The 23,933-nt window shown below is 63.9% G+C and carries 20 protein-coding genes and 1 pseudogene; 12 read left to right on the top strand and 9 right to left on the bottom strand.

Annotated elements, in window-relative coordinates; genetic code table 11:
• Position 1: 1 nt before the first annotated feature.
• From EN786_RS20965 to EN786_RS20980, 4 genes are all read left to right on the top strand, one after another.
• Positions 2–2,197 (top strand): hydantoinase B/oxoprolinase family protein, encoded by a 2,196-nt coding sequence (locus EN786_RS20965; RefSeq protein ID WP_127309724.1) that lies wholly within the window; start codon positions 2–4, stop codon positions 2,195–2,197.
• Between the two features lie 5 nt (positions 2,198–2,202).
• Complete coding sequence (locus EN786_RS20970) at positions 2,203–2,709, top strand: acetone carboxylase subunit gamma (protein WP_127309725.1); 507 nt, start codon at positions 2,203–2,205, stop codon at positions 2,707–2,709.
• 49 nt (positions 2,710–2,758) lie between these two features.
• A complete protein-coding gene (locus EN786_RS20975; protein ID WP_127309726.1) occupies positions 2,759–3,586 on the top strand; it encodes an SDR family NAD(P)-dependent oxidoreductase in 828 nt (275 codons plus the stop codon).
• Positions 3,587–3,838: 252 nt separating this feature from the next.
• The gene (locus EN786_RS20980; protein WP_127309727.1) at positions 3,839–5,107 is read left to right on the top strand and encodes an O-antigen ligase; all 1,269 of its coding nucleotides are present in this window, start codon (positions 3,839–3,841) and stop codon (positions 5,105–5,107) included.
• Between the two features lie 24 nt (positions 5,108–5,131).
• Here the strand turns inward: EN786_RS20980 and EN786_RS20985 are convergent, their stop codons facing one another.
• The 3 genes from EN786_RS20985 to EN786_RS20995 all read right to left on the bottom strand — a co-directional run bounded on the left by EN786_RS20985 (position 5,132) and on the right by EN786_RS20995 (position 8,492).
• A complete protein-coding gene (locus tag EN786_RS20985; protein WP_135908812.1) occupies positions 5,132–6,217 on the bottom strand; it encodes an acyltransferase in 1,086 nt (361 codons plus the stop codon).
• Between the two features lie 204 nt (positions 6,218–6,421).
• Positions 6,422–7,642 carry a polysaccharide biosynthesis/export family protein gene (locus tag EN786_RS20990; RefSeq protein WP_127283227.1) on the bottom strand — a complete coding sequence of 407 codons (1,221 nt, stop codon included), beginning with the start codon at positions 7,640–7,642 and terminating at the stop codon, positions 6,422–6,424.
• A 172-nt stretch (positions 7,643–7,814) separates the two neighbouring features.
• Complete coding sequence (locus tag EN786_RS20995; protein ID WP_127309729.1) at positions 7,815–8,492, bottom strand: sugar transferase; 678 nt, start codon at positions 8,490–8,492, stop codon at positions 7,815–7,817.
• Between the two features lie 577 nt (positions 8,493–9,069).
• Between EN786_RS20995 and EN786_RS21000 the strand changes: the two genes are divergently transcribed.
• Complete coding sequence (locus EN786_RS21000) at positions 9,070–9,372, top strand: exopolysaccharide production repressor exox (protein ID WP_348642244.1); 303 nt, start codon at positions 9,070–9,072, stop codon at positions 9,370–9,372.
• Positions 9,373–9,477: 105 nt separating this feature from the next.
• On the opposite strand, the gene EN786_RS21005 is transcribed toward EN786_RS21000, so the two are convergent.
• The 6 genes from EN786_RS21005 to EN786_RS21030 all read right to left on the bottom strand — a co-directional run bounded on the left by EN786_RS21005 (position 9,478) and on the right by EN786_RS21030 (position 15,324).
• Positions 9,478–11,328 carry an ABC transporter ATP-binding protein gene (locus EN786_RS21005; RefSeq protein ID WP_127309731.1) on the bottom strand — a complete coding sequence of 617 codons (1,851 nt, stop codon included), beginning with the start codon at positions 11,326–11,328 and terminating at the stop codon, positions 9,478–9,480.
• An 8-nt stretch (positions 11,329–11,336) separates the two neighbouring features.
• Positions 11,337–12,329 carry a serine kinase gene (locus EN786_RS21010; protein WP_246688744.1) on the bottom strand — a complete coding sequence of 331 codons (993 nt, stop codon included), beginning with the start codon at positions 12,327–12,329 and terminating at the stop codon, positions 11,337–11,339.
• A complete protein-coding gene (locus tag EN786_RS21015; protein WP_135908814.1) occupies positions 12,326–14,242 on the bottom strand; it encodes a lasso peptide isopeptide bond-forming cyclase in 1,917 nt (638 codons plus the stop codon). The genes EN786_RS21010 and EN786_RS21015 overlap by 4 nt, the downstream gene beginning before the upstream one ends.
• A gap of 3 nt (positions 14,243–14,245) precedes the next feature.
• The gene (locus EN786_RS21020) at positions 14,246–14,662 is read right to left on the bottom strand and encodes a lasso peptide biosynthesis B2 protein (protein ID WP_127311117.1); all 417 of its coding nucleotides are present in this window, start codon (positions 14,660–14,662) and stop codon (positions 14,246–14,248) included.
• On the bottom strand, positions 14,646–14,945 hold the full coding sequence (locus EN786_RS21025) for a PqqD family protein (RefSeq protein ID WP_127311118.1): 300 nt from the start codon (positions 14,943–14,945) through the stop codon (positions 14,646–14,648). The genes EN786_RS21020 and EN786_RS21025 overlap by 17 nt, the downstream gene beginning before the upstream one ends.
• Before the next feature lie 226 nt (positions 14,946–15,171).
• Positions 15,172–15,324 carry a lasso peptide gene (locus EN786_RS21030; protein WP_126056859.1) on the bottom strand — a complete coding sequence of 51 codons (153 nt, stop codon included), beginning with the start codon at positions 15,322–15,324 and terminating at the stop codon, positions 15,172–15,174.
• A gap of 601 nt (positions 15,325–15,925) precedes the next feature.
• Here EN786_RS21030 and EN786_RS38700 point away from each other — a divergent pair.
• The 7 genes and pseudogenes from EN786_RS38700 to EN786_RS21065 form a co-directional block, all read left to right on the top strand.
• Positions 15,926–16,663: pseudogene (locus EN786_RS38700) on the top strand (nucleotidyltransferase family protein); the annotation flags it as partial.
• A gap of 372 nt (positions 16,664–17,035) precedes the next feature.
• Positions 17,036–18,055: a glycosyltransferase family 2 protein gene (locus EN786_RS21040; protein WP_127286259.1), complete on the top strand. Its 1,020-nt coding sequence runs from the start codon at positions 17,036–17,038 to the stop codon at positions 18,053–18,055.
• A 126-nt stretch (positions 18,056–18,181) separates the two neighbouring features.
• Positions 18,182–18,574, top strand: coding sequence for a hypothetical protein (locus tag EN786_RS21045; RefSeq protein ID WP_127286258.1), 393 nt, complete (start codon positions 18,182–18,184; stop codon positions 18,572–18,574).
• A 186-nt stretch (positions 18,575–18,760) separates the two neighbouring features.
• Positions 18,761–19,594, top strand: coding sequence for a family 16 glycosylhydrolase (locus tag EN786_RS21050; protein ID WP_245478379.1), 834 nt, complete (start codon positions 18,761–18,763; stop codon positions 19,592–19,594).
• A 157-nt stretch (positions 19,595–19,751) separates the two neighbouring features.
• Positions 19,752–21,083, top strand: coding sequence for a UDP-glucose/GDP-mannose dehydrogenase family protein (locus tag EN786_RS21055; RefSeq protein WP_127286256.1), 1,332 nt, complete (start codon positions 19,752–19,754; stop codon positions 21,081–21,083).
• A gap of 32 nt (positions 21,084–21,115) precedes the next feature.
• Positions 21,116–22,195, top strand: coding sequence for a glycosyltransferase (locus EN786_RS21060; protein WP_127286255.1), 1,080 nt, complete (start codon positions 21,116–21,118; stop codon positions 22,193–22,195).
• 257 nt (positions 22,196–22,452) lie between these two features.
• Positions 22,453–23,706: a glycosyltransferase gene (locus tag EN786_RS21065; protein ID WP_127311794.1), complete on the top strand. Its 1,254-nt coding sequence runs from the start codon at positions 22,453–22,455 to the stop codon at positions 23,704–23,706.
• The last annotated feature ends 227 nt before the right edge of the window (positions 23,707–23,933 follow it).

The raw sequence follows: 23,933 nt of genomic DNA on the forward strand, positions 1-23,933 counted from the left end.
CATGCTGGACAAACCCGCCTCCGCGCTCCGCATCCGCGAGCGGCTGATCGAATCCGAAAGGCTGATGGAAGAGACCGGCTGCTATGACGGCATCACCGAGCTCGAGCTGCGCAACCAGGACCCGCTGAAGTTCGAGACGCTGCACACCAAGCTGCGCGCCTACTGCGTGTCGGCGCGCGAGATGGCCCGCCGCATCTCGGCCTCGCCCGGCGTGCGCGAGGTCGGCGAGATGGTCGTCGCCATCTACACGCCGGAAGGCGACGCGATCGCGCTCTCCAACGGCATCATGGTGCATGTGCACACGATGAGCCGCTTCATCAAGTGGATGATCCGCAACGGCTACGAGGAGAACCCGCAGATCGGCGACGGCGACATCTTCGCCAACAACGACGCCTTCATCGGCACCGTGCAGGTGCCGGATGTGATGGACGTGGTGCCGATCTTCCATTCCGGCAAGCTTGTCGGCTGGGCCGGTGCTGTCTGCCACGAGCTCGAAGCCGGTGGCATCACCCCCGGCGGCGACGTGGCGCTGGCGCAGGAGCGCTTCACCGAAGGCCTGTTCGTTTGCGCCGAGAAGGTCGGCGAGAACGATGAGCTGCGCCGCGACTATGTCATCCGCTGCGAACGCAATCTCAGAATGCCGATCTACTGGGTGCTCGACGAGAAGGCCAAGGTCGCCTCGTGCATCGACATGCGCGAGAGCGTCAAGGCGCTGATCGACGAGATCGGTCTCGACTACTGGATGCAGGTGTCGAAGGAATTCATCGAGGAGGGCCGTCGCGCCCAGCTCGCCCGCACCCGCCAGCTCACCGTGCCCGGCATCTATCGCGGCCACACCTTCTACGGCCATGTCACCGCCGGCAAGCCGGGCTACCAGCCGCTCGGCGATCCCGACTGGCTCTACAACATGCCGATCGAGATGGAGATCACCACCGACGGCAAGATCATCATGGACTTCGAGGGCACCCAGCCCTGGGGCTACCATTCGATGAACTGCACGCCGGCCGGCATGGATGGCGGCATGTTCGTGACCCTGACCCAGCACATGAATTTCGAGGGTCTCGTCAATGACGGCGCCTGGATGGCGACGGAGCTGAAGCTGCCGCACGGCACCTGGACCAATCCGGACAACGAGATGGTGGCGACCGCCACCTCCTGGGCGCTGCTGCTGCCCGCCTATGGCGTCTTCCAGCGGCTCTTGTCGCGCTCCTTCATCGCCCGCGGCTTCGTCGAGGAGGCTTTCGTCGGTCAGGTCAACAGCCCGATGATCGAGATGGGCGGCCAGAGCCAGTACGGCACGCTGTTCGGCATGGCGCATTTCGAATGCGCCGCCGCCGGCTCCGGCGCACTTGCCATCAAGGACGGTCTCGACACCGCCTATGTCGGCTGGAACCCGGAATCCGACATGGGCAACATCGAGATCTGGGAACAGAACATGCCGATGCTCTATATCGGCCGCTCCATCGTTCCCAATTCCGGCGGCGCCGGCAAATATCGCGGCGGCTGTTCCTTCCTGTCGACCTGGCTGGTTTCGAAGACCGACCATTTGCGGCTGGTCACCTCCGAGCACTCCTCGCGCGTCTTCGACAATGGCGGCCTGTGCGGCGGCTATCCGGCGCCGACCTGCCAGAAACATCGCGCGGTGCGCGACACCAACATCTTCGAGCTTGCCGAAAAGGGCGCGCCGCTGGCGCACCACACCGGCACCAATCCGTATCGCTCGGAACTGGAGGTGCGGCTCGAAGGCCAGCATGTGACGATGGAAGGGCCATACATCACCGCGCCGCACAAGACCGGCGACGTCTTCACCCATTCCTACAATGGCGGCGGCGGTTACGGCGACGTGCTGGAGCGTGATCCGCTCAAGACCGCCTGGGACGTCGAGAACGGTTTTCTCACCAGGGAAGCGGCCGAAGGCATCTTCGGCATCGTGCTCGACGAGGACGGGGAGGGCTTCCCGGTCGCCAATATCGAAGCCACCAAGCGCCATCGCGCCGAGATGCGGGCCAAGCGGTTGGCGCGCGCCAAGCCCGTTTCCGAGTGGATGGCCAAGGAGCGCGAGCGGGTAAAGGCCGCCGATTTCGCGCCCGAGGTGAAGAAGATGTATGCCAGCGCGATCAAGCTTTCCGCGCGCTTCACCAGGGATTTTTCGACCTTCTGGGATGTCGATGCCCAATCGACCTTCGGCGTGGAGTAGGGGACATGACCTCATACAGCAAGGAAGTCATCGCCGATCTGGTAGCCGGCACGCTGCCCTGGCCGCAGACGCGTCGCATCATGAGCGCCTACAAGGACGACGACCGCTTCTTCAAGTATGTCGCGGTGCTGCAGGATCGCGTCGGCTGGAAGGATCCGATCCTGCTGCCGGTCGGCGACCACCTCTTCATCTGCCAGAGCGGTGGCGAGCGGGTGACGAAATGCGAATGCGGCCATTCCTTCGGCGACTACCGCCGGAACTGGAAGCTGAAGGCCGCGATCATCGTGCGCGATACAGAGGAGACGCTGCGCGAAATCTATCCGAACAGCGACCTGCCGGATCCCGAATGGATGGAGATCCGGGAATTCATCTGCCCCGAATGCGGCACGCTGCATGAGGTCGAGGCGGCGGCGCCCGGCTATCCGATCGTGCATGATTTCGAGCCGGACCTCGCGGGCTTCTATCGCGACTGGCTGGGCAAGCCGCTGGAGCCGTCAAGCACGGGAGGTTGATGGCGATGGGCGGGGAGGTTATGCAGCCGTCTGATCCCGGAGGTGCTCGATGACCAATCTGTCCGGCCGCAGCGCGATCGTCACCGGCGGTTTTTCCGGCATGGGTTTCGCCATCGCCACCGCGCTCGCCCAGGCCGGGGCAAGCGTCGCCGTCGGCTCTTACGTGGCCGCTCCAGATTCGGGCGGGACCGATGCCGCCTACTATCCCGGCGCCGAAGAGATAGAACGCGTCCGCTCGGCGCTGGCCGCGCATGGCACCAGGGTGCACGCCGCGCATCTCGATGTGCGCGACAGCGATCTCACCAACCGTTTCGTTGCCGAGGCGCAAGCCGCGCTCGGGTCGATCGATATCCTCGTCAACGCTGCCGGCACCACCGCCGAGCAGCCGGTCTGCGGTCATTCCGACGCGCTCTGGGACAAGATCGTCGACACCAACCTGACTGGCGCCTTCCGCGTCACTCGCGCCGTGCTACCCGCCATGATCGAGCGCGGCTGGGGCCGCATTGTCAACATCGGTTCCACCGCCGCCACCGTCGGCTGGAAGGACAATCCCGCCTACTGCGCCTCCAAGGCCGGCCTGCTCGGCCTCACCCGTTGCGTCGCGCTGGAAGGCGCGCCGCACGGGGTTACCTGCGTCATGATCAGCCCCACCTGGGTCGAGACCGAGCTGATGCGCCGCAACGTCGCCCAGGTGGTGGCGCGCGAAGGCAAGGGCCGCAGCGTCGAGGAGGCGATGGACGAACTCAGGAAGGGCAATCCCCAGGGCCGCATGTTGCAGCCGCACGAGATCGCCGCGCTCGCGGTGTTCCTGTGCTCGGACGCCGCCAGGGGCATCACCATGGAAAACATCCAGATCACCGGCGGCGCCTTGTGGTAGCGCCGGCGCGCGAGCGTGGCCGGCAGCGCCTCGACACGCGCCGTCGCCGCATTCGCGCCATGCGTTTGTGCCATATGGCTTGCAGGCGCTCATTTGCCCGCGACAACATTTGTCGTTGAGTGCCGCACGATAGGACGGTAAGTTATATTGCACTGCACAATGGAAGCCCGGATCGGGGAATGCCCCGGGCTTCGCACCGGCCTTTGACAGCCTGCTCCCAAGGGCTCAGCGAAAGAGATATCCGGTAGGGATATGAAGATTCCAAAATCCTTGTTGATCGATCCGGACAGGAATGCCGTCTACGGCGCCTTTGCCGTTGCCATCTCGGTCATCGCCTTCGCCTATTCCACGAATTTCGGCAAGGTTCTCATCCTCGCCTATTATGCGGTCTGGCTGCCGCTGATCCTGGTCGACTACCGGCGGTTCCTGCGGCATCTCTCCGACGCCTGGCTGCCGCTGCTGTTCGCCGCCTATATCTGCTTCTCGGTGTTCTGGTCGCATGCGCCCGGCACAACGGCGCGGGCGGCGCTGCAGTATTTCTCGCACATATTGTGCGCCTATGTCGCCGCGCGCACGGTCAGTGTCCGCACGCTGGTGGTCGGCTCGCTGATCGGCATCTTCCTCGTGCTGCTCTATTCGCTGCGCGTCGGCGGCTACGCGCTCGACACCATCGACGGGACCACCAATTTCGTCGGCGCCTTCGGCTCCAAGAACCAGGTCGGCTTCTTCGCCTCGCTCGGCCTCTATTTCTGCTTTGTCTTTGCCATCTTCTACCGGCGCGGCTGGCAGAGCCTGGTGTGGACGGCGCCGATCGGCCTGCTGTCCCTCTATATGCTGGCGATCGCCCATTCCGCCACCTCGGTGGCGTCGCTGCCGGCGGCCGTCGGCGTCGTCCTGCTGCTCGGCGTGAGCAAGGTCCTGTCGCGCCGCTATCGGCGGGTGCTGTTCACGGTCGGTACCTGCGCGCTGGTCGGCGCGGTCATGGCTGCGCTCAATCTCGGCCTGCTCGACTTCGTGCTCGGCATCTTCGGTAAGGATTCGACGCTTACCGGGCGCACCTATCTGTGGGAGCAGGGCTGGGAGGCCGCGCAGCAATTCCCGATTCTCGGCTACGGCTACGCCGCCTACTGGGTGCAGGGCTTCGCCGAGGCCGAGCGGCTGTGGGCCGAGTTCTACATCACTACCCGCACCGGCTTCCACTTCCACAACACCTACATCGAGACGCTGGTCGAGCTTGGCTTCGTCGGGGTGACGCTCATTGCCCTGGTCATCCTGCGGTCCTTCTGGGGGCACGTTTCGTCGGTGATCTTCCGCGACTGGCGCGTCGATTCGGTCGTGCTTGCCGGCGCGGTGGGCCTGATGCTGCTCCGCTCCTTCTTCGAGGTCGAGATCCTCGGCCCGTATTTCACGGCCTCGTTCGTCGTCTATTACGGCCTGTTCAAGCTGCGCCCGGCGCCCGTGGCGGCGCGGCCGCAGCGCGCGCGCGTCGCTATCCAGGAAGCGAAGCCCGTAAGCGGCTGAGCGCCTGCTCTCGTTGAGAAAAACTCAGGCGATGGCGCGCGAGCGCTGGGTCAGCCGCTGCAGGAAGCGCCGCACCGGCTCGTCATAGATGCGTGTCGCGACGTCGGCGATGACGATCACGGCGCCCGCCATGGCGATGCCGAACCAGGGATGGTTGGCGAACGGATCGATGGAGGCGGCCTTGCCCGCTCCCGCGATGATCATCAGCATCGGCGTATGGATAATGTAGATCGGGTAGGAGATCCGCCCGAGCCAGCCAAACAGCTTCGCCAGGCCGGGCCGGGTGGGCGCCGCCGCCCCGACCGTCACCATGACCGGGAACAGCAGCACCACGCAGATCAGATCATAGCCAGCGCGCGCGCCGCCGCCGGCCGGCGCTATGGCGAAGATCACCAGCGTCAGAAGGAGCGCCATCTCGGCCCAGTAGCCGCGCCGCAGGAAACCGAGGCCTCCCTGCGCCATCGACCGGCACATCAGCACACCCAGGAAGAACGAAAAGGCGACGCGCGGCAGGCCGCTGGCGATGGTCGCGCCGGTCATGCCGAAATCGAGCGTGCCGGAAAACATCGCGGCGACGATCAACAGCGCGAGGCTGCCCGCGACGAGCGCCGAGAGCACACGCTTCGACAGGGCGAAGAACAGGAGCACATAGGCGATGTTCACCAGCAGCTCGAAGAACAGCGACCATGAGGCCGGATTGAGCGGGAAGATCGTGTGATAGGCATTGCCGACCAGCGGGATGAACAGCATGCCCGTCGTCAGCATCATGGCGATGTCGGACATCGGCATGTAGTCGCCGGGCATCAGCGTGTTCTTGATCAGCAGGTAGAAGGCGCCGAGCAAGGTGCCGGCGAGGTAGAGCGGATAGAGCCGGATCAGCCGCACCAGCAGGAAGGTTCCGAATCCCATCCCCGCCTCGATCTTCCGGTCATAGGCGTGGGCGATGACGAAGCCGCCGAGCAGGAAGAACAGGTCGACCGCCAGGTAGCTCGACGGCAGCACCTTGCCGTCGGCGATGAACGGTGAAAAGTGGTAGAGCATCACGCAGATCGCGGCCACACCGCGCAACGCGTCGAGATTGAGGTAGACGTGACGGGCTGCCGGCTGCATTCGTGGCCTTCATCAGCGGATCGCTGCGCGACTTCTTCGGCGGCACTCCTGCGCCCGCCGGGCGGCACTCGATGCTGCCTTTTCAACTCTTGCCGGCGCCCCACTCGTCCGGCCTGTCGAACACCTGAGCCGCGTCGCGCCTCAGGTGTTGTTCCTATGCATGTCGTTGTCCCAAAATCGCTGCGCGCTTTTGGGCGGCATGCATTACTGGCTGGTCATCGGCGCCAGCTTCACCTTGATCACGTCTCCAGGCAGCACCGGGGTCTCCTCGGTCGCCGCGATCTCGCTCGTCTTGCCGTCGACCACCCGAACCAGCACATATTGAAGCGCGGGCTGATCGCTGTTGGTCATGGCCGCCTGCGTCGCGGGGTCCGAGGCCACGGTCATCAGGCCCTTTTGCATGCCCACCCTGAGTTCTGCTTCCTTCAGGTCGGTTTCGACCTGCTGCCGGTCGGAAGCGAGGCTCGATCTCAGCGTGTTTTCGGCGTCGGTGGCGTCCTGCGTCGCCTTGCTCATCGACTGCTTGGCAGTGAGGATCGCCGTCTCGTAGTCCAGGATCTGCCCCTGCAAGTCGGCGATGGTCTGTTCCGAATTCAGCACCCGCGTCTGCACGACGAGGCCCTTCTGCGCCAGCGCGCCGACGCTGTCGAGCTGCTCCTTGGCGAGGTCCACCTGGCGTTGCTGGTTGACGATCTTCTTCTGCAGCGACTCGATCTCGTTCTGCAGAAGGTTCTTCAGATCGTCCAGCGCCTGCAGCTTCAGCTTGAGCTTCTTCTGGTCGGAGGTCAGCACCGCCATCTCGTCGGCGACGATCGTCGCCACCTTCGGATCGTCGGCGACTTCCTTCGGCGCCTCGAATGTCGTCTTGTCGGCGAGCTCGGCGTCGATGCGGGCGCGCCTGACGACGAGCCGAAGCCGCTGGTCGTCGTAGATGTCGAAATTGCCCTTGGCGGTGATCAGGTCGCGATCCTGCTGCGGGCCATTTTCCGCGTTGCGGCGGATGCCGCCGGCGACGCTGATCGCCTTCAATACGGTCAGTTCCGGCACGTACGGGAATTGCCCGGGGCTCTGCACCTCTCCGGAAATGTAGAACGGCCGGAACTGGACCATTTCCACCGAGGCTTCCGGCTTGTCCGAAAGCGCAAGCTTACGCTGCAGCGTCTCGCTGATCGCCGCGGCGATTTCGGCGGTGGTCTTGCCGGCGGCCGGCAATTCTCCCGCGAACGGCACCGACAGGGTTCCGGCGGGGCCGACCGAATACTCTCCGTTGATGGCCGACCAGTCGCGGAAGGTGCCCTCCACGGTCTGCCATTCGGCGATGCGGATGTTGAGCTTGTCCTGCGGTCCAAGCTGGTAGTCGCCGGCGATCGCCGGGACGGCAAGCAGAAGCGCAAGGCCGGCGACAGCAAGCCGCGCCGGCATCATGGGGCGCGACAGACGGCTGTCGCGAAGGAGTCCGAATATGTCTGTTTTCAACTGAACGTTTCCGATCCGCTTGCCCCATCGCCCGATGAGCTTGCTGCCGGACGCCCGATCCGATGCGAAACGGCGTCCCAATCGAAGGTGCCGCGCTCCTTGCGGAGCCCGGCTTTGCGGCTCAGTAGCTGCCGCGTGACATCCATACTGCAGGCACTGTCTTGAAGATGATGCGAATGTCCTCGAACAGCGACCAGTTCTCGACATAGTGCCGATCGAAGGCAACCCGGCTGTCATAGGACACGTCGTTGCGGCCGCTGACCTGCCACAGCCCGGTAAGTCCCGGACGCGACTTCAAATAGTAGACCGCCGCGCTGCCATAAATCTCCAGTTCGTCGCGCACGACCGGGCGCGGCCCGACCAGGCTCATGTCGCCCTGCAGGATGTTGATGATCTGCGGCAGTTCGTCGAGGCTGAGCTTCCTCAGCACCTGGCCGACACGCGTGACGCGAGGGTCGTTCTTCAGCTTGCGCGTCGCGATCCATTCGGCGTTGGCCTCCGGATTGGCAGCAAGATGCGCGGCCAGCACCCGCTCGCCGTCCTGGACCATGGTGCGGAACTTGAGGCAGGGGAAGATGCGGCCGCCGCGGCCGATGCGCTTGTGGCCATAGAAGATAGTCCCGCCGTCGGACAGCTTCACGAGCATCGCGACCATCAGGAACAGCGGGCTGAGAAGCACCAGCCCGGCCAATGAGCCGACGATGTCGAAACTGCGCTTAAGCAGGCCGCCGATCGGTGGCGGAAAATCAATGCCGGCATGCGAGAAACCCGCATCGGCCGGCTTGGCAATATCCCTCATGCCGCAACTCCATACGTTGAACGAATGGTTTACGGCACGATATCAAAAAAATGCTGCAGCGCAACACACAATTTCCCATCGCGATGAAATAGTCACGTCATGAATTGACTAAATAATAAACGTGCGCTGCCCAAAAATTCACCTTTATGGCACGTTTGTGACAAGATATGAGCAACACCAGGAAATGTAGTGCCTTTTTGAGGCCATTTTTGGGCGAATCGTTCCTTGTCGCAGAGGGGATCGCTTAAACTCACCTCCGAATCACTCGCATGGCCAAGTTATTCCAGTAAAATACTAATTAATATTGTAAATTCTACTGCAGCATAATCCGCTTTTCGCAATCGGCTGTGAAGCCTGCGTGTGCGACGCAGCATGGCAGAGTCGAAGCCGAAAACCCATTCGAAATTATTTGCCGTTGGCCTTGCCCGCGCGTCCCCGCCTTAATAGAGTCGCAAAATGTTCCTGTTAGAGTTTGGATAGGTTGGGAAGGCCGGAAGCAACCGGTCGAAAGCGAGCAGCAGGAATAGCTCGCGTGGCGCATGGGGAGATACTCGGGTGGGTAAGTCGTCACTTTTGCATGCTCGCGTCGGTTGATGGATCGACGGAGATGTCACTGCCAAAATTCATCTTCGGGATGCTGTTCGCCCTCGCGATCGTGATCTCGTGGTCCTATTTCGAAGGCGCCTCGCTCGGCACGATCGTGCTGCGTGCCGTGATCTGCGCCGCCATTATCCAGGCCGGCTATTTTGTGATGGTCTTTCTCATGGTTGCCAGGAGCGCGCCGACCACGGCCGACAGGATGCGCGAGGCTGAAAGAAGCCTGGGCGCACCGAAGGCTGCCGAAGGCGAGAAGTTCAGCGCTAGGCGCAGCATCCGCTAGAACAATTTCAGGAAAATTGCGTAGCGAGTAGAGCGGGCCGGCGATTCTATGAAACGCTGAACCGCTCCAATGCGGCATCCCGCAGCAACGGCCGACCGAGCGCCCTCAGCCGGCGTCGGCTACCTCTCGTTCCGCTTGCTCGCCCGACAGCATCCTGGACAGCCGGCTGCCGGATTTCGCCTTCAAGCGCTGATACTGCCCGACCTCGACGATGTGGCCGTTCTCGATGGCCACGACCCAATCGGCGAAAGCGATCATCGAAGGCCGGTGTGCAATGGTCAGGATCGTCATCGTGCCGCGCAGCCCGTCGATCGATTTGGCGATCAGCGATTGATTCTGCCAGTCGAGGGCGCTGGTCGCCTCGTCGAGGATGAGCAGCGACGGCTTGCGCAGCAATGCCCGCGCCAGCGCGATCCGCTGGCGCTCGCCGCCGGAGAGCCGGATGCCGCGGTCGCCGACCACGGTGTCCAGGCGCTCCTCCAGCCGCTCGACGAAATCGGCGGCATGCGCGGAGCGCAGCGCCGTCCACAGCTCCGCGTCGCTGGCTTGCGGCGCGGCGAGCCGGAGGTTCGCCGCGATCGTATCGTGCAGCAGGAACACGTCCTGCGGCACATAGGCCACCTGGTCGCGCCAAAGCCTGCGGTTTCCGGGCCCGATCTCGACACCGTCGGCGAGGATCTTGCCTTGCGACGGTTCGAGCAGGCCAAGCAGCATGTCGGCGATCGTACTCTTGCCCGACCCCGAGGGGCCGATCAGCGCGGTGACCTTGCCGGCGGGAAGGCCGAAGGTGATGCCGCTGACGACCGCCTTGCCCTCCACGGCATCGGCAAGGCCGCCATAGGCGAGCGAGACATCGCGTATGTTGAGCCCGACATCGAGGCTGAGCCTCGCGCCTTGCGTGCTCTGGCTTCCCGCCGGCTCGCGCTCGGCGTCGAAGCGCGTCTGCAGGCCTTGCATCGAGGCGTAGGCCGGCAGGTTGATCAGCAGCTGCTGCGCCTGCGTCTGCATGTCCATGAAGCGCGGGGCGATGCGCATGAAGACCAGCAGCAGCACGACGATCTCGGCCAGCGAGAGGTGGAAGCGGGTGAGCGCGATGTAGATGAACAGGCTGAGGCCGATGACGCTCGCCACCTGGAACAAAGCGGTGCCGATCGTGCTGTTGCGCACGTAGTTGAGGTTGTCGGCCTTCATCTTCTCCAGCGTCGCGCGCAACTGCGCGAAGTAGCTCGCCTCGACATTCAGGCTCTTGGCCACCTTGATGCCGCCGAGGAACTCCGAGACCGTGCGGTACTGGTCCTGGCGATTGGCCGTGAGCACGCGGCCATAGGCGGTCGCGCGCGAGCGGAAGGGCCGCAGCGCCACGAACATCAGCACGCCGATGACGATGGCGAACGAGGTCATCACCGGCGATATGAACAGCGACACCACCAGATAACCGGCCAGCAGCACGGCGGTCTGCGCCAGCATCAGCAGCGAGAAGGCGGCGGCCTGCACGCGGTCGATGTCGCCGGTCAGCGCGTGGTCGAGATCGGAGCTGCGCGTGCGCGCGAAGATGCCCCAGCGCGCCCTGCCGATGGCCTCGAACAGATCCATGCGCAGTCGGTTGACGAAGTCGTAGAGCAGCCGCGCCATGTAAACGGATTTGAAGCGGTTGAAGCCCGCCTGCAGCGCGACAAGGCCGACGAGCAGGCAAAGCACCGTCGCCAGCCCAAGCGTCCCGCCAGGCGCCAGCCAGTGCAGCAATGCATTGTCGGGCAGCCTGATGGCGAAATCCTGGTCGGATTTGCCGATCAGATGCAGCAGCGGGATGAGCAGCAGGATCGAGACGCCTTCGGTCAGGCTGCCGAGGACGAGGAAGGCGAGCGCGATCCATGTCCGCCGCCCGCCGATGCGGGCCATGACGGCGCCGAAGCCGGCGATATCCCGAAACAGCGACAGGCGAAGGATCGAAGCCATGGCTCGCCTCACCGGGACCCGTCGCCGACCGCCAGGTCGCGCTCGATCAGGGCGACGGCCTCGCCGATGCGCTCCAACCCGGTCGGCACTTCGAGGCGGTAAACGCCGATCTGGCTGGCGAGCGCCGCGCATTGGCGCAGATGCGTGGCGGCGAAGTCGCCGACCAGTGCTGCGCGGCCGAAGCGCGTCATGTAGGAGAATTTGATGATCGCCGACAAGGCGCCCGGCCCGGGCAGGCGCGAGGCCGCGGCCTTGTCGCCGCGCTGCAGGATGTAGATCCGCGTTGCCAAAACCGCGTCGCCGGCAAATTCGCCATGCAGGCGATGCTGCGCCTTGTCGATCGCCGGATGCGCTTGCGGACGCACTTCCGCTTGCCGGATCGGGATGGCGGCGGCGGCATCGGCGGCAAGCTTCAGCTGCGGAAAGCCGGGAACGATCACCGGTTCGTCCGGCCTGGACAGGTCCAGCGCCACGACATCGTCGCTCAGCAGCCGGTGTCCGGCGCTGATCATGGCGCCGGCGGTGGTCGACTTGCCGGCGCCCTTGTCGCCCATGAAGATCGCGCTGCTGCCGCCGACGGCGATCGCGCTGGCGTGCAGCACGAGCAGGCCGCGCTGATGCAGCAGCAGCGCCATGACCGGCCCCAGCAGCGGGAAGGCGATCAGCTGGTCGTCAATGCCGGGCGCCGGCTCGATGTCGATGCGGCGGGCATCGCTGACCAGGAAGGCGCCAACCGCATCCCAGGCCAGATACTGGCGCGAAGGCTCGAAGCGGAAGGCGATTCCGGCTTCGGACCGGGGTTTTGGATAGTCGATCGGGCCGACCGCGATCACGACGTCGGCGGCTGCCGGCGCCGTTGCCTCCAGCTCGGGCAAGGCCACCTCCGAACTGATCGTCAGCCCATAGGCGCGGTAGAAGCGGCGCTCCCGGCCGCTCTCGGCCGCCGGCCGGGCCGGGTCCTGTCGAAGATCGTGCGCAAGCGAACCGTTGAACGACATCATGCGTGGCTCCCGCCGAGTTTGACCTGACGCAGCCAGAGCGACAGCGAGGTCGAGCGCCAGACATATTGCACGTCCAGCGGCTCCGCCTCGTCCGGCCGCCGCAGGATGCGGGCATAGGCGGCGGTCACCTCCGGCAGATTGACATAGGGCTCAATCAGGCCGGCGTCCGACACCAGCACCCTGTCCAGCAGGTCGCGGTGGTTGCCGACCATGCCCTTGACCAGGTTGGCCGTGAAATCGATCTTGTCGCGTCGCCACTGCACAGCGGGCGGCAGGATGCCGTCCATGGCGCGGCGCAGCACGTAGCGGCCAAAGCCTCGGTTCAGCTTCTCCTCGCCCGGCAGCGCCAGGCAGAACTCGACCAGCGGCTTGTCCCAGAACGGATAGCGCGGCTCGATGCCGAAATTGGCGGCGGCCTTGTCGAGCACCTCGAAGGCGTGCGGCACCAGCCCCGTCGACAGGATCCAGCGATGCGTCAGCGCCTCGCTGGCGCTGACGCTGGACGGCATGTAGCCGGCCCTGTGGAACCGCTCGGCAAGCTCGGTGCGCCGGGCAAGCTCCGGATTGACCAGGCCGCCCCAGCCGCTCGGCGCCGGCGCCGGCCCGCGCCGCAGCCTGCCGAGGATGCGATTGGCCATCCCGCGCAATTTGGCGATCCGCCAGGCTGGTCCGTAGACGGTCAGGAATTTGAAGTACATGCCGAGCATGCCGTCGCCATAGGTGTTGGAGGCGCCGCGCAATTCGCGCCACAGCTCCATCCATCTGCCGGCATCGGCCAGTTCGTGCAGATGGCCGTGGCCCTGCGACACCACCTCGTCGCCGCCATGACCGTCGAGCAGCACTTTCACGCCCTTCGCGCCCGCGGTCCGGTAGATGCTGCGCGTCAGCGACAGGCCGGGCGCCAGGAAGGTGCCTTCCTGCTCCTCCAGGATGCGCTCGAACTCGGCGAACGGCGCATAGTTGCCGACGGCAATCAACGTGCCGTCGAGGCTCGGCTTGCCAAGCACCGCGTCGATGAAGGGCTTTTCGTCCATCGAGGATCCCTTCTCGAAGATCAGCGAGAAGGTCGGCAGTTTCGGCTTTCTCTGCGCCGTATTCTCCAGCCCGGCCACGCAGGCGATCGAGGAGGAATCGAGGCCGCCGCTCAGCATCGCGCCAACCGCATCGGTGCCGCGCGTGCGGTTGCGGACGGATTGCGAAAACAGGTGCCGGAATTCTTCGGCGGCATCCGATCGAAGCGGCCGTCGCGACGGCTCGATCTGCCAGTAGCGGCGCAGCGCCACCTGGCTGTCCGTCACCGTCAGGCTGTGGCGGGCCGGCAAGCGAAAGATGTCGGTGTAAGCCGTGGATTGCGGATCATCCGGCAGCCCTGCGAGAAAGCCGGAAATCTGGTGCTCGCTGAGGCGGGTGCCGACCTCATCGAGGCCGAGAAGCGGTCCGATCTCCGACGCGAAGGCAAACCGCCGGTCGCTCACATGATAGTAGAAAGGTTTGACCCCGAAATGGTCGCGGGCGCAAAACAGCGCCTGGCGTTCGCTGTCCCAGATGGCGAGGGCGAAGTCGCCTTGCAGATAGGTGGGGCAGGCTTCGCCCCAGTTGAGATAGGCGCGCATCACCAGCGTGGCGTCGGCGACCGACCTGTCCCGGATACCGAGCCTGGCCAGCAATTCGTCGCGGTTGTCCAGCCGGCAGTCGGCGGTGATCGCCAGCCTGCCGCCGGCCATCGTCAGCGGGCCCGGTCCTGCCTCGTCCGTCGTGTTCAGCCAGGCATGGCCAAGCGTGATAATCGTGTCGGACCACCACGAGGCGCCGTCGCGGGCGCGGTGCCGCATGCGCGCCAGCATCTGCTGGATGTCGGCCGCGGGGGCGGGCTTGCCATTGCGCCTGGACAGGATTCCGGCCACGCCGCTCATCGTCTAGTGACCGTGGTCGACGAGATGGGCGAATCCGGCAAGCGAGCCACCCAGCACGATGTGGTTGCCGCTCATCAGCCAGGCATGCGCCTTCAGCTCGGCGCCCGTGTTCTGCTCGATGCCGATGCGTATGTTCGAGGCCTTGCCCTTGCGGGCGAGAAGGTATTGGCCCGCCAGCGCCTGGGTAAGGCAGCTTGCATGGGGGACAAGGCGAGCGGCCGCAGCGACACCCCAGGCGATGTGTCTCAGATCGGCGACGCTGGCCGCCTCGCGCGCGTCGAGCCGCGTCACCAGGCTCCGGACACGGTTGAAGGAAAACAGCGTCAGCCCCAGCCGCGCGGCGGCGACCACCAGCAGGCAGCGCGCCAGAAACAGCACCTGCGGGCCGCTCAGCGAGAGGAGCCTAGACAAGTTCCTCATGGTGGAGCCTCGCAAGCCCTGCCTCGGCCAGGCCTTTCAACAACCCGTCGACATCGGCCTTGCAGCGCTCCGGATCGACGTCGTAGCGCGTCTGCACCGCGGTGCGGATGTCGGCGATCGGCCGCGGTTCCTGGATCAGTTCCCAGATATAGGCGCCGACGCTGTTCAGGCTGTAGTAGATGTTGGATTTCAGGTTGAGCAACGCCAGTCCGCTGCCGAATTCACAAGCCACGGCATCGCTGGTGGCGGTTACGCGGTCTTGATCCGCCGGATCCCAGGTCATCCTAAACCTCCCTACAAAACGCTACGCTTCGTCAGTTCCGGGACAGGATCGATGGATCTCAGCCGATCCGTCCAGGAGAGGCCATGGTCGAACAGAAGCCGAGGTCTCTTCCCGGTTCACCGGGACAGTTCTGGCTCCGGGCAGAAAGCCGGGGGAATGGATCCCCCGGCTCTCCGAGAAGATGTATTCGGAGCCCCAACTTCTTCGCCCCGGAACACAGTCAAGCTCAAGAGAACGTAAGCTGGTCGAAAGGCGTGTGCGCGGGGAATGCCGCGTCGAGCGCCGTCGTACCCGAGCCGCCTTGCGTGATCGTTTCGATCGAACCGTGAACCGTCAGGCTTGGCGTCTCGTACTCTTGCTTTTCAACATTCTGTTCCATTTTACTCTCCGATAGGACTGGAAACGGCCTGTCGAGTGCCGGCAGCACATTTCTATGCTGCATCGCAATAGCTGCATGGCACCCTAAATGAGTCAAGCCTGATTTACCAACCATTAATCAATTCTTGGTTGCGCTTGCCTTGGTTGGTGATCAAACCTTTCGCAGGCACCATCCTGGCCTCACCTCATAAGGGAATTCAACGACGCGTCCGTGACGCCTATTTAAGCATATGATTTAATTATGATAAATTTTTTGACTCACATGCCTGCATTGTAGGCATGTAGAATTTTGTGCGCGAGGTGCCGAACTCCTGCCGGTCCCGGACCCTGGGCCGGACCGTCAGCCGGGTCGCCGCCGTGCGATGGCGTGTAAACGCTACAGTTGCAGCCAGCCGCTCCGCCGGAGGAAAAGCTGGACGGCGGCGATGATTTTAGCGATGCTTTTCTTCGCAGGTGCAATATAACGCGTCGGGCGGATTTTTGCGAGGACCTTGTCGGGAATGGCCGTGCAGGAAAGTGCTTACCAAAGGCTGCGCGCCGCCGACTGCGCCGATGAGGTCGCCTATGTGCAGGCCTGCCTGAGGCTGTTCTTCTCACCCGCCATGGGCGCGGTGGCAGGCGGGGCGTCGGCGCCGTCCATCTCCATCGCCACGGTTGCCGACATCGCCAGGCTGAACAAGGTCGCGATCTTCGTCCTCAAGGCCTTGTCCCGTGCCGGGGCCGGCGAGGGGCCGTCCGAACTGCTTGGCTGGCTCGACACCTACCGCCGCCGCACGGTCTCGATGAACTCGTCCGGCATCATGGATTCGCTGGCCATCCACCAGGTGCTGCGCGACCGGCAGATCGATTTCGTGTTCCTGAAGGGACCGTTCCAGCAGCAACTGCTTTATGGCGATCACTTCATGAAGCCGTCGGGCGATGTCGACATCCTCGTCTCGCAGGCGGGCTTCGCCAAGGCGCGCGAGGCGCTGCGCGCGATCGGCTACGAGGTCGCCGGCCAGTCGCGCTCGCTGTGGTGGCTGCGCTTTCTCGGCGAGCAGCACATGATCCGCGGCGGTGACGCTAAGGCGTCCACCGTCGACCTCCATTACCGGCTGCAGCAGCCCGGCTCGCCAAGCCCCCGCGACACCGATGGTTTCCTGCGGCGCAAGCGCGAGGTCGGGATCGCCGGCGCTCATGTGCCCTTCATCTCGGCTTCCGACACATTGCTGTTGTCCTGCATCAGCGTCGCCAAGGCGTTCTTCAACCGCGAACCCTGCGCCGGCTATGTCTGCGACGTCAGGGCGAGCGCCGGTCGCCTGAGCGAGGCCGAGCAGCGGGACGTGCTCGACTACGCAATCGAGCAGGGGCTGGCGGACACGCTGCTGCTTGGCCTTCGCGCCGCCGACGTGCTGCTTGGTGGAGCGGGCACGCTGCTGTCGGAGCGCGCCACGCGGATCTTGTCGCGCATCGACAATGCCGACCTGCTCCACATGGTGATCGCGCCCTGGCTGTCGTCGTTGCGCTGGCCGCAGCGCCGCACGGTGCTTTGGGAATTGTGCGGCCGCGCGCCGGTGCGCTATCTGGCCGAGCCGGCTGGGCAGCCTCGGCCGATCTCAGCCGGCGCATTTTCGAACGGCCGGCAGTCGGCGAGGCGGGCAGCCGGTGACGAACGTCTTGGGCATCAAGGGGCAGCAAATTTGGAAGAACTCGTTCAATCGAGAGGTGAATTGATGTCCAGCACAATGTCCCGGGTTTGCGTGATCATCGCCGCCCGCAACGCCGCCCGGACCATCCCGGCCGCCATCGCTTCGGCGCTGCGCGAACCGGAGGTGGCCGAAGTCGTCGTCGTCGACGACGCGTCCACCGACGACACCGCCGAGGTCGCGCGCGCCGCCGATGACGGCAGCGACAGGCTCAAGGTCATGCGTCTCGACGTCAACCGTGGTCCGTCCTTTGCCCGCAACGCCGCGATTGCCGGCTCCAGCGCGCCGTTCATCAGCATTCTCGACGCCGACGATTTCTTCCTCGAGGGCCGCTTTCGCAGGCTGTTCGCCAGCGCCGACTGGGATTTCGCCGCCGACAACATCATGCTGATCAGGGACGATACGGCCACCGACGTCTCCAAGGTCGTCGCCCCGCCCTTTTCGGCCGATCCGGAGTTCCTCGACTTCGAGCGCTTCGTCGAAGGCAACATCTCCAGGCGCCGCGTGCAGCGCGGCGAACTTGGCTTCCTGAAGCCCGTCATCAGCCGGGCCTTCCTCGATCGCCACGGGCTGCGTTACGACGAGAAGCTGCGCCTCGGCGAGGACTATGAGCTCTATGCCCGGGCGGTCGCCTGCGGCGCGCGCTTCAAGGTCATCAGGTCCTGCGGCTACGGCGCCATCGTGCGCGCCGATTCGCTCAGCGGTCGCCACAAGACGCAGGATCTGAAGCGCCTGGCCGATGCGGACCTGGCGCTGCTTGCGATCGACAGCCTGCCGGAAACGTCCAAGGCGGCGCTGAGAAAGCACGAGCGTCACGTGCGCGACAAATACCGGCTGCGCAATTTCCTCGACGTGAAGGCCGAGCGCGGTCTGGCATCGGCCGCCGCCTACGCGCTGGCCAGCCAGTCGAACCTCTTGCCCATCGTCCTGGGCGTTGCCGCCGACAAGTTCGAGGCGCTGTTTCGCCAGACCGGCCTTGCCCCCAAGCGGCCGGTGCCGCCGATGCGCTTCCTCATGGCCGCCAACGCGCAAGCTGTTGAAAAGTAAGCCGGACCGCAGCGCCGCGGTGGGCCAAAACGCGAAAAAATCGCCATTGCCAAACTCCGAGGTTGCTTACTCGTCCTCGGAATGGCAGTGTATGTTGCGGTGCAGCAATTTTGGAAGGCCAACCGGATGGCTTCGATATTCGGCTTCAGATCCAGGGATCCGGCCCGGGACCGGCAGACCGATCTCCAGCGCTTCGATCGTCTGGCAAGGCTGCTCGATCAGATCGCCGGCGAGATCGAGGCGGAGAAGACCGGGCTTGAGAATCGCTACCGGACGAAGGCGACGAATGCCGCTTTCCTGGTCGAGGCGATGGAGAACGGTTCGGCGTCGACAGGCAAGTCGTCGGAAGTCAGCGAATTGACGAAGTCGATCCTGAATTGCGAGCGGCGCATTGCCGAGCTTGCCCGCCAGAACGGCGTGATGAAGGAACTGCGTCATTCGATCGACGCGATTGTCGACGAGAGTGCGCAAGGTCGCGATTCGCGGACCGGTTTCGTCAAGTCGGCAGGCGGACGCTGACGGCGCGAGCACGGGGCCGCAGGCACAGGTTTGGTACGAGGCACAGTTAAGGAGTTCTAGGGGCGGAGGTTCAAGCGGCTCGCGCGGGCGGGCCATTTGGTGACTTTTGGGTTGGGGCGGACAGCACAAAGGTGAGTTGGTATGAACGCATATCCGAAGACTACCCCCATCGTCGCGGCCGATGCCATGCCGTCACAACGGCAAGCGGCCCTGCGGCGGTTCTGCTCGGCAGGCGCGCTTCTTCTGGCCGTTGCCGCAAGCCTGGTCGCAGCCCCGCATCCGTCGCATGCGCAGGACGTGCAGAGCGCGCCGTCATTCGTCGATGATTTCACCAGTTTCGATCATTCGCGCTGGTATGTTTCCGACGGCTGGTCGAACGGCCCCCACCAGAATTGCACCTGGTCGAAGAGCCTGGTCGAGCTTTCCGACGGCGTGCTGACGCTCGGTTTCGAGAAGCGCCAGGTGAAGGACCGCGAATTCGCCTGCGGCGAGGTCCAGACCAAGAAGCGCTACGGCTACGGCACGTACGAAGCGCGCATGAAAACCGACACCGGATCCGGCCTCAACGCCGCCTTCTTTTCCTACATCGGTCCCGCCGACAAGCAGCCCTGGGACGAGATCGACTTCGAGGTCCTGACCAAGGACACCTCGAAGGTCCAGGTCAACACCTACATTTCCGGCAAGCCGAAGAACGAGAAGCTCGCCGATGTCGAGGGTGGCACCGACAAGGGCTTCAACGACTACGGCTTTGTCTGGGAAAAGGAGCGCTTGCGCTTCTACGTCAACGGCAAGCTGGTCCAGGAAGTGACCAACCCCGCGGAATTGCCGACCCATTCGCAGAAGATATTCTTCAGCCTCTGGGGCAGCGAAAAGCTGACCAACTGGATGGGCCCCTTTTCGGACCCTGGCCGCAAGGTCACAATGCAGGTCGAGCGCGTCGCGTTCACGGCATTGGGCGAACCATGCCAGTTCAAGGAATCGCTGGCGTGCGGCATAAATAGCGGCGCCAACAGCAACTAGGGTTATCATCCGAACCCAAGGTCGACGCGGCAAAGCCAGGAACCGATTTTGCCGCGCAGGCCTTAGGTTCGCTCAAACAGGAACAGCCGTGGGGATCACGGCCAGGCAACATTGAACCGGCCGGACCGAAGACGGCCCTGAACAGGAACAAAACCGAATGAATTTGACCGTCTTTGGAATTGGCTATGTCGGCCTCGTGCAGGCCGCGGTGCTGGCGGAGGTCGGGCACCAGGTTGTGTGCGTCGACATCGACGAGAAAAAGGTCGAGCGGCTCAACCAGGGCCTGATCCCGATCTTCGAGCCCGGGCTCGAAGCGCTCGTCAAGGAGAACCACGCGGCCGGCCGCATCCGCTTCACCACCGACGCTGTCGCCGCGGTCAAGCACGGCCAGATCCAGATGATCGCCGTGGGCACCCCGCCCGGCGAGGACGGTTCGGCCGATCTCAAATATGTGCTCGCCGTCGCCGAGGCCATCGGCCGCGAGATGGAGGCGCCCAAGATCGTCGTCGGCAAGTCGACGGTGCCGGTCGGCACCTGCGAGAAGATCAAGGCCCGGATCGCCGAAACGCTTAAGGCGAGAGGACGCGAGGATCTCGCTTTCGACGTCGCCTCCAATCCGGAATTCCTCAAGGAAGGCTCGGCCGTCGCCGACTGCATGAAGCCCGATCGCATCATCGTCGGCACGTCCAGCGAGGATACAGAGGCGGTGATGCGCGAACTCTATGCGCCGTTCAACCGCAACCACGAGAAGATGATCGTGATGGACGTGCGCAGCGCCGAGTTCACCAAATACGCCGCCAATTGCATGCTGGCGACCAAGATCAGCTTCATGAACGAGATGGCCAACCTGGCCGAGCAACTGGGCGCCGACATCGAGGAGGTGCGCAAAGGCATCGGCTCCGATCCGCGCATCGGCTACCACTTCATCTATCCCGGCCTCGGCTATGGCGGCTCGTGCTTTCCAAAGGACGTGCGCGCGCTGATCAAGACCGCCGAAGGCGTCAAGTTCGACGCCAAGCTGCTGCGCGCCGTCGAGGAACGCAACAACGAGCAGAAGTCGGTGCTGTTCGACAAGGTGCACCGCTATTTCAAGGGCAACCTCAAGGGCAAGACCTTCGCGCTCTGGGGCCTGGCCTTCAAGCCTAACACCGACGACATGCGCGAGGCGCCCGCGCGCACGCTGATGGAGGCGCTTTGGCAGGCCGGCGCCAACGTGCAGGCCTACGATCCCGAGGCAATGCAGGAATGCCAGGCCATCTACGGCCTGCGCGACGACCTTTTGCTGTGCGGCACCAAGGAAGCGGCGCTGCGCGGCGCCGACGCGCTGTTGATCTGCACCGAATGGAAGAGCTTCCGCGCGCCCTCTTTCGATGCGCTGAAGGATGCGCTGACCACGCCGGTGATCTTCGACGGCCGCAACCTCTACGATCCCAAGGTCATCGCCCGCTACGGCATCGAATATTTCAGCATCGGCAGGATGGCGGCGTGAGGGCAGGGCGGCACAACAAGGAGCCAGGGTCCATGAAAGTTCTGTTTGCAGGCGGCAACGGCTACACGCCACAATTCAGCGGCGGTGTTCAGTCGAGCACGCACCATCTGGTCGAGCAGCTGCGCGAAAACGGTCATGAGGCCTCGGTCCTGGCGGCGCTGTTCGGCGACGGCATGTTCGGCTTCAAGGCGCGCGCCAAGATGAAACTGCTCCGCCAGCGCGCCGTCATCGACACCTTTCCCGGTTACCCGGTGGTGCGGGCATGGTTCCCCTGGGAGGCGGCGGGCTTCGCGGTCGAACGGTTGAAGCCCGATGTCGCGGTGGTCCAGTGCCACAAGTCGGTGCCGATTGGCAGGGAACTGCAGGCGCTGGGCGTGCCGCTGGTTGTCTATCTGAGGAATGTCGAATTCCATGAACTGGCTGGCGACCTGCGCGAACTGCGCTCGGCGCTCTACATCGCCAATTCGGAGTTCACCGCCCGCACCTACAAGGAAAAATTCGGCATCGATTCGACGGTGATTCCGCCCACCATCAATCCCGGAACTTACAGCACGCCGACGACCCGCGAGTTCGTGACGATGATCAACCCCTACAACGAAAAGGGATTCGAACTGGCGGTCCGCATTGCCGGCGAATGCCCTGAAATTCCGTTCCTGTTCGTCGAGAGCTGGATGCTTGACGACGACCACCGGGCTGAGATCGAAAGAACCATTGCTCCGCTGGGCAACGCCACCCTGGAAAGCCGCACCAGCGATATGAAGACGGTCTACGGCCGCACGAAGATTCTGCTTGCGCCCAGCAAATGGGAAGAGGCCTGGGGCAGGGTAGCATCCGAGGCCCATTGCAGCGGCATCCCTGTCGTCGGGTCCCGGCGCGGCGGGCTGCCGGAAGCGATCGGCGCCGGTGGCGTCGTGCTCGACTACGACGCTCCGCTCGCCGACTGGGTTGCGACGATCAGGCAATTGTGGAACGACAAGGCCGAGTACGACCGGCTTTCAGCAGCGGCGCTGTTGTTTTCAGAACGGCCGCAGATGAATCCGGACAAACAGTTCGCGACATTCCTTAATGTCCTCGACAATGCCAGGCGAAGCGGGCTGGAGCGTGCCGCCTGAAACCCGTCCTGGGGGCGACATGCACTAGCCGGATCCGCGCTCGCAGATAGGCCTCGCTAGCGCCGCGGGCGCGGGCTGTTGCGCAAGGCCTCATGCCCCCGGTTCCAGGCATTGCCTGGCTATCTCGTTTGTGATGTTGCAGTGCAATATTCTTGTGGCATCGCAGCAATCAACGTGTATTCTGTCCGTCTACATTAGGGCTTGCGCGACGCGGACCGCTTGGGGGTCTGGCCAAGTCCCAACCTTGCAGGCGGGCGATGCGCGTGGGCTTTGTCGTGGGCGAATTCCCACTTCTCTCGGAAACTTTCGTTGCGGACCAGATGGCTGGGCTGCTGGAGCGCGGCTTCGAGGTCGAGGTCGTGTGCGACAGGATGAAAGGTGACGACCGAATAGACCGGCAAAGCGAGCCGATGGCGACGCTGCTGGCCAGAACCCGGCATTGGTGGAGTTGGGCCGCTGGAATCCGCGAATTCGTACGGCGGCTGCCGCCGGGCCTGCGATACAAGGTTTCGACCGCTCTTGATATGGTTTTTGCGCGCCGCCTGAACCGCTGTGACGTGATTGTCGCTCACTTCGGACAGAACGGCGAGAGAGCTGCTGCGCTGAAGAAATGGAAGTTCCTCAAGCCGCCGGTCATAACCATCTTTCACGGCGCAGATGTCGCCATCCCGTCGCGGCAGGCAGTGCTTGCAACACAATATGCTGGGCTCATCAAGCATGGGACCTTGAACCTGACGGTCAACGATTTCTTCCGCGGGCTTCTTCTCGAAGCCGGCATGTCCCCGGCGAGCACTACGGTCCACCACATGGGAATCGATGCCCGCGAGATCAGCTACCGCTGGGAATCGTGGGAGGGCACCCCGCTGATCGTGACAACGGTTTGCCGCCTGGTGGAGAAGAAGGGCGTCGAGTTCGCCTTGCGTGCCTTGGCCGCACTCGCGGCCTCCCATCCGCAGATAGACTGGCGCTACGATATTATCGGGGACGGTCCACTGCGGATGGATTTGGAGAGGCTGGCCGCGGAGCTGGGGTTGACGGGACGCGTAACATTCCTTGGCAGTCTTCCCCACATGGAGGTGAAACGACGGCTTCGCGCGGCGCATCTCTTTTTGCTGCCGAGTGTCACCGCCAGCAACGGGGACATGGAGGGCATCCCGGTCGCGCTTATGGAAGCCATGGCCGCCGGGCTGATTGCGGTCAGCACGGTTCACTCGGGGATCCCTGAGCTGATCCAGGACCTGGAGACAGGATTTCTCGCACCCGAGCGGGATGTTTCGACGCTTGCCGGCAAACTTGCCTGGGTCGCCGAACACCCGAAGGAATGCGAAGCTGTTGCACTTGCCGCTCGTCGCAAGGTCGAGGAAGAGTTCAACGCAGATGAGCTGAATGAACGTTTTGCGCGGATCGTTACCCAACTGGCCGCGCTAGGGTCAGCAAATGAATCCACCAGGCAAATCAGCTTTGCCAAGGTCCTTACGGGCAGCCTGCCGGCTGACACTGCGCCTCAGTGATTGATTCAACGGCGGCGTGAAATTGCGGGAAATGTTGCTACGCTGCAGCAAAAATGTTGCAGTGCAACAAGACCTGTACTAACGTCGCCCGCGGGTGGGCCTAACAGCGGTCGAGTTTCATGCTGCATGTCTTGTGCCTCGGGCACGACGTTTCCGGCCCGGCTGTCATTGAGAGCACACCGGCTCCCGGCGCGTTCGAAGATGATGTCCTACAGCCATCCCGCAAG

The sequence above is a fragment of the Mesorhizobium sp. M4B.F.Ca.ET.143.01.1.1 genome, from assembly GCF_004792275.1.
Lineage (GTDB): Bacteria > Pseudomonadota > Alphaproteobacteria > Rhizobiales > Rhizobiaceae > Mesorhizobium > Mesorhizobium abyssinicae.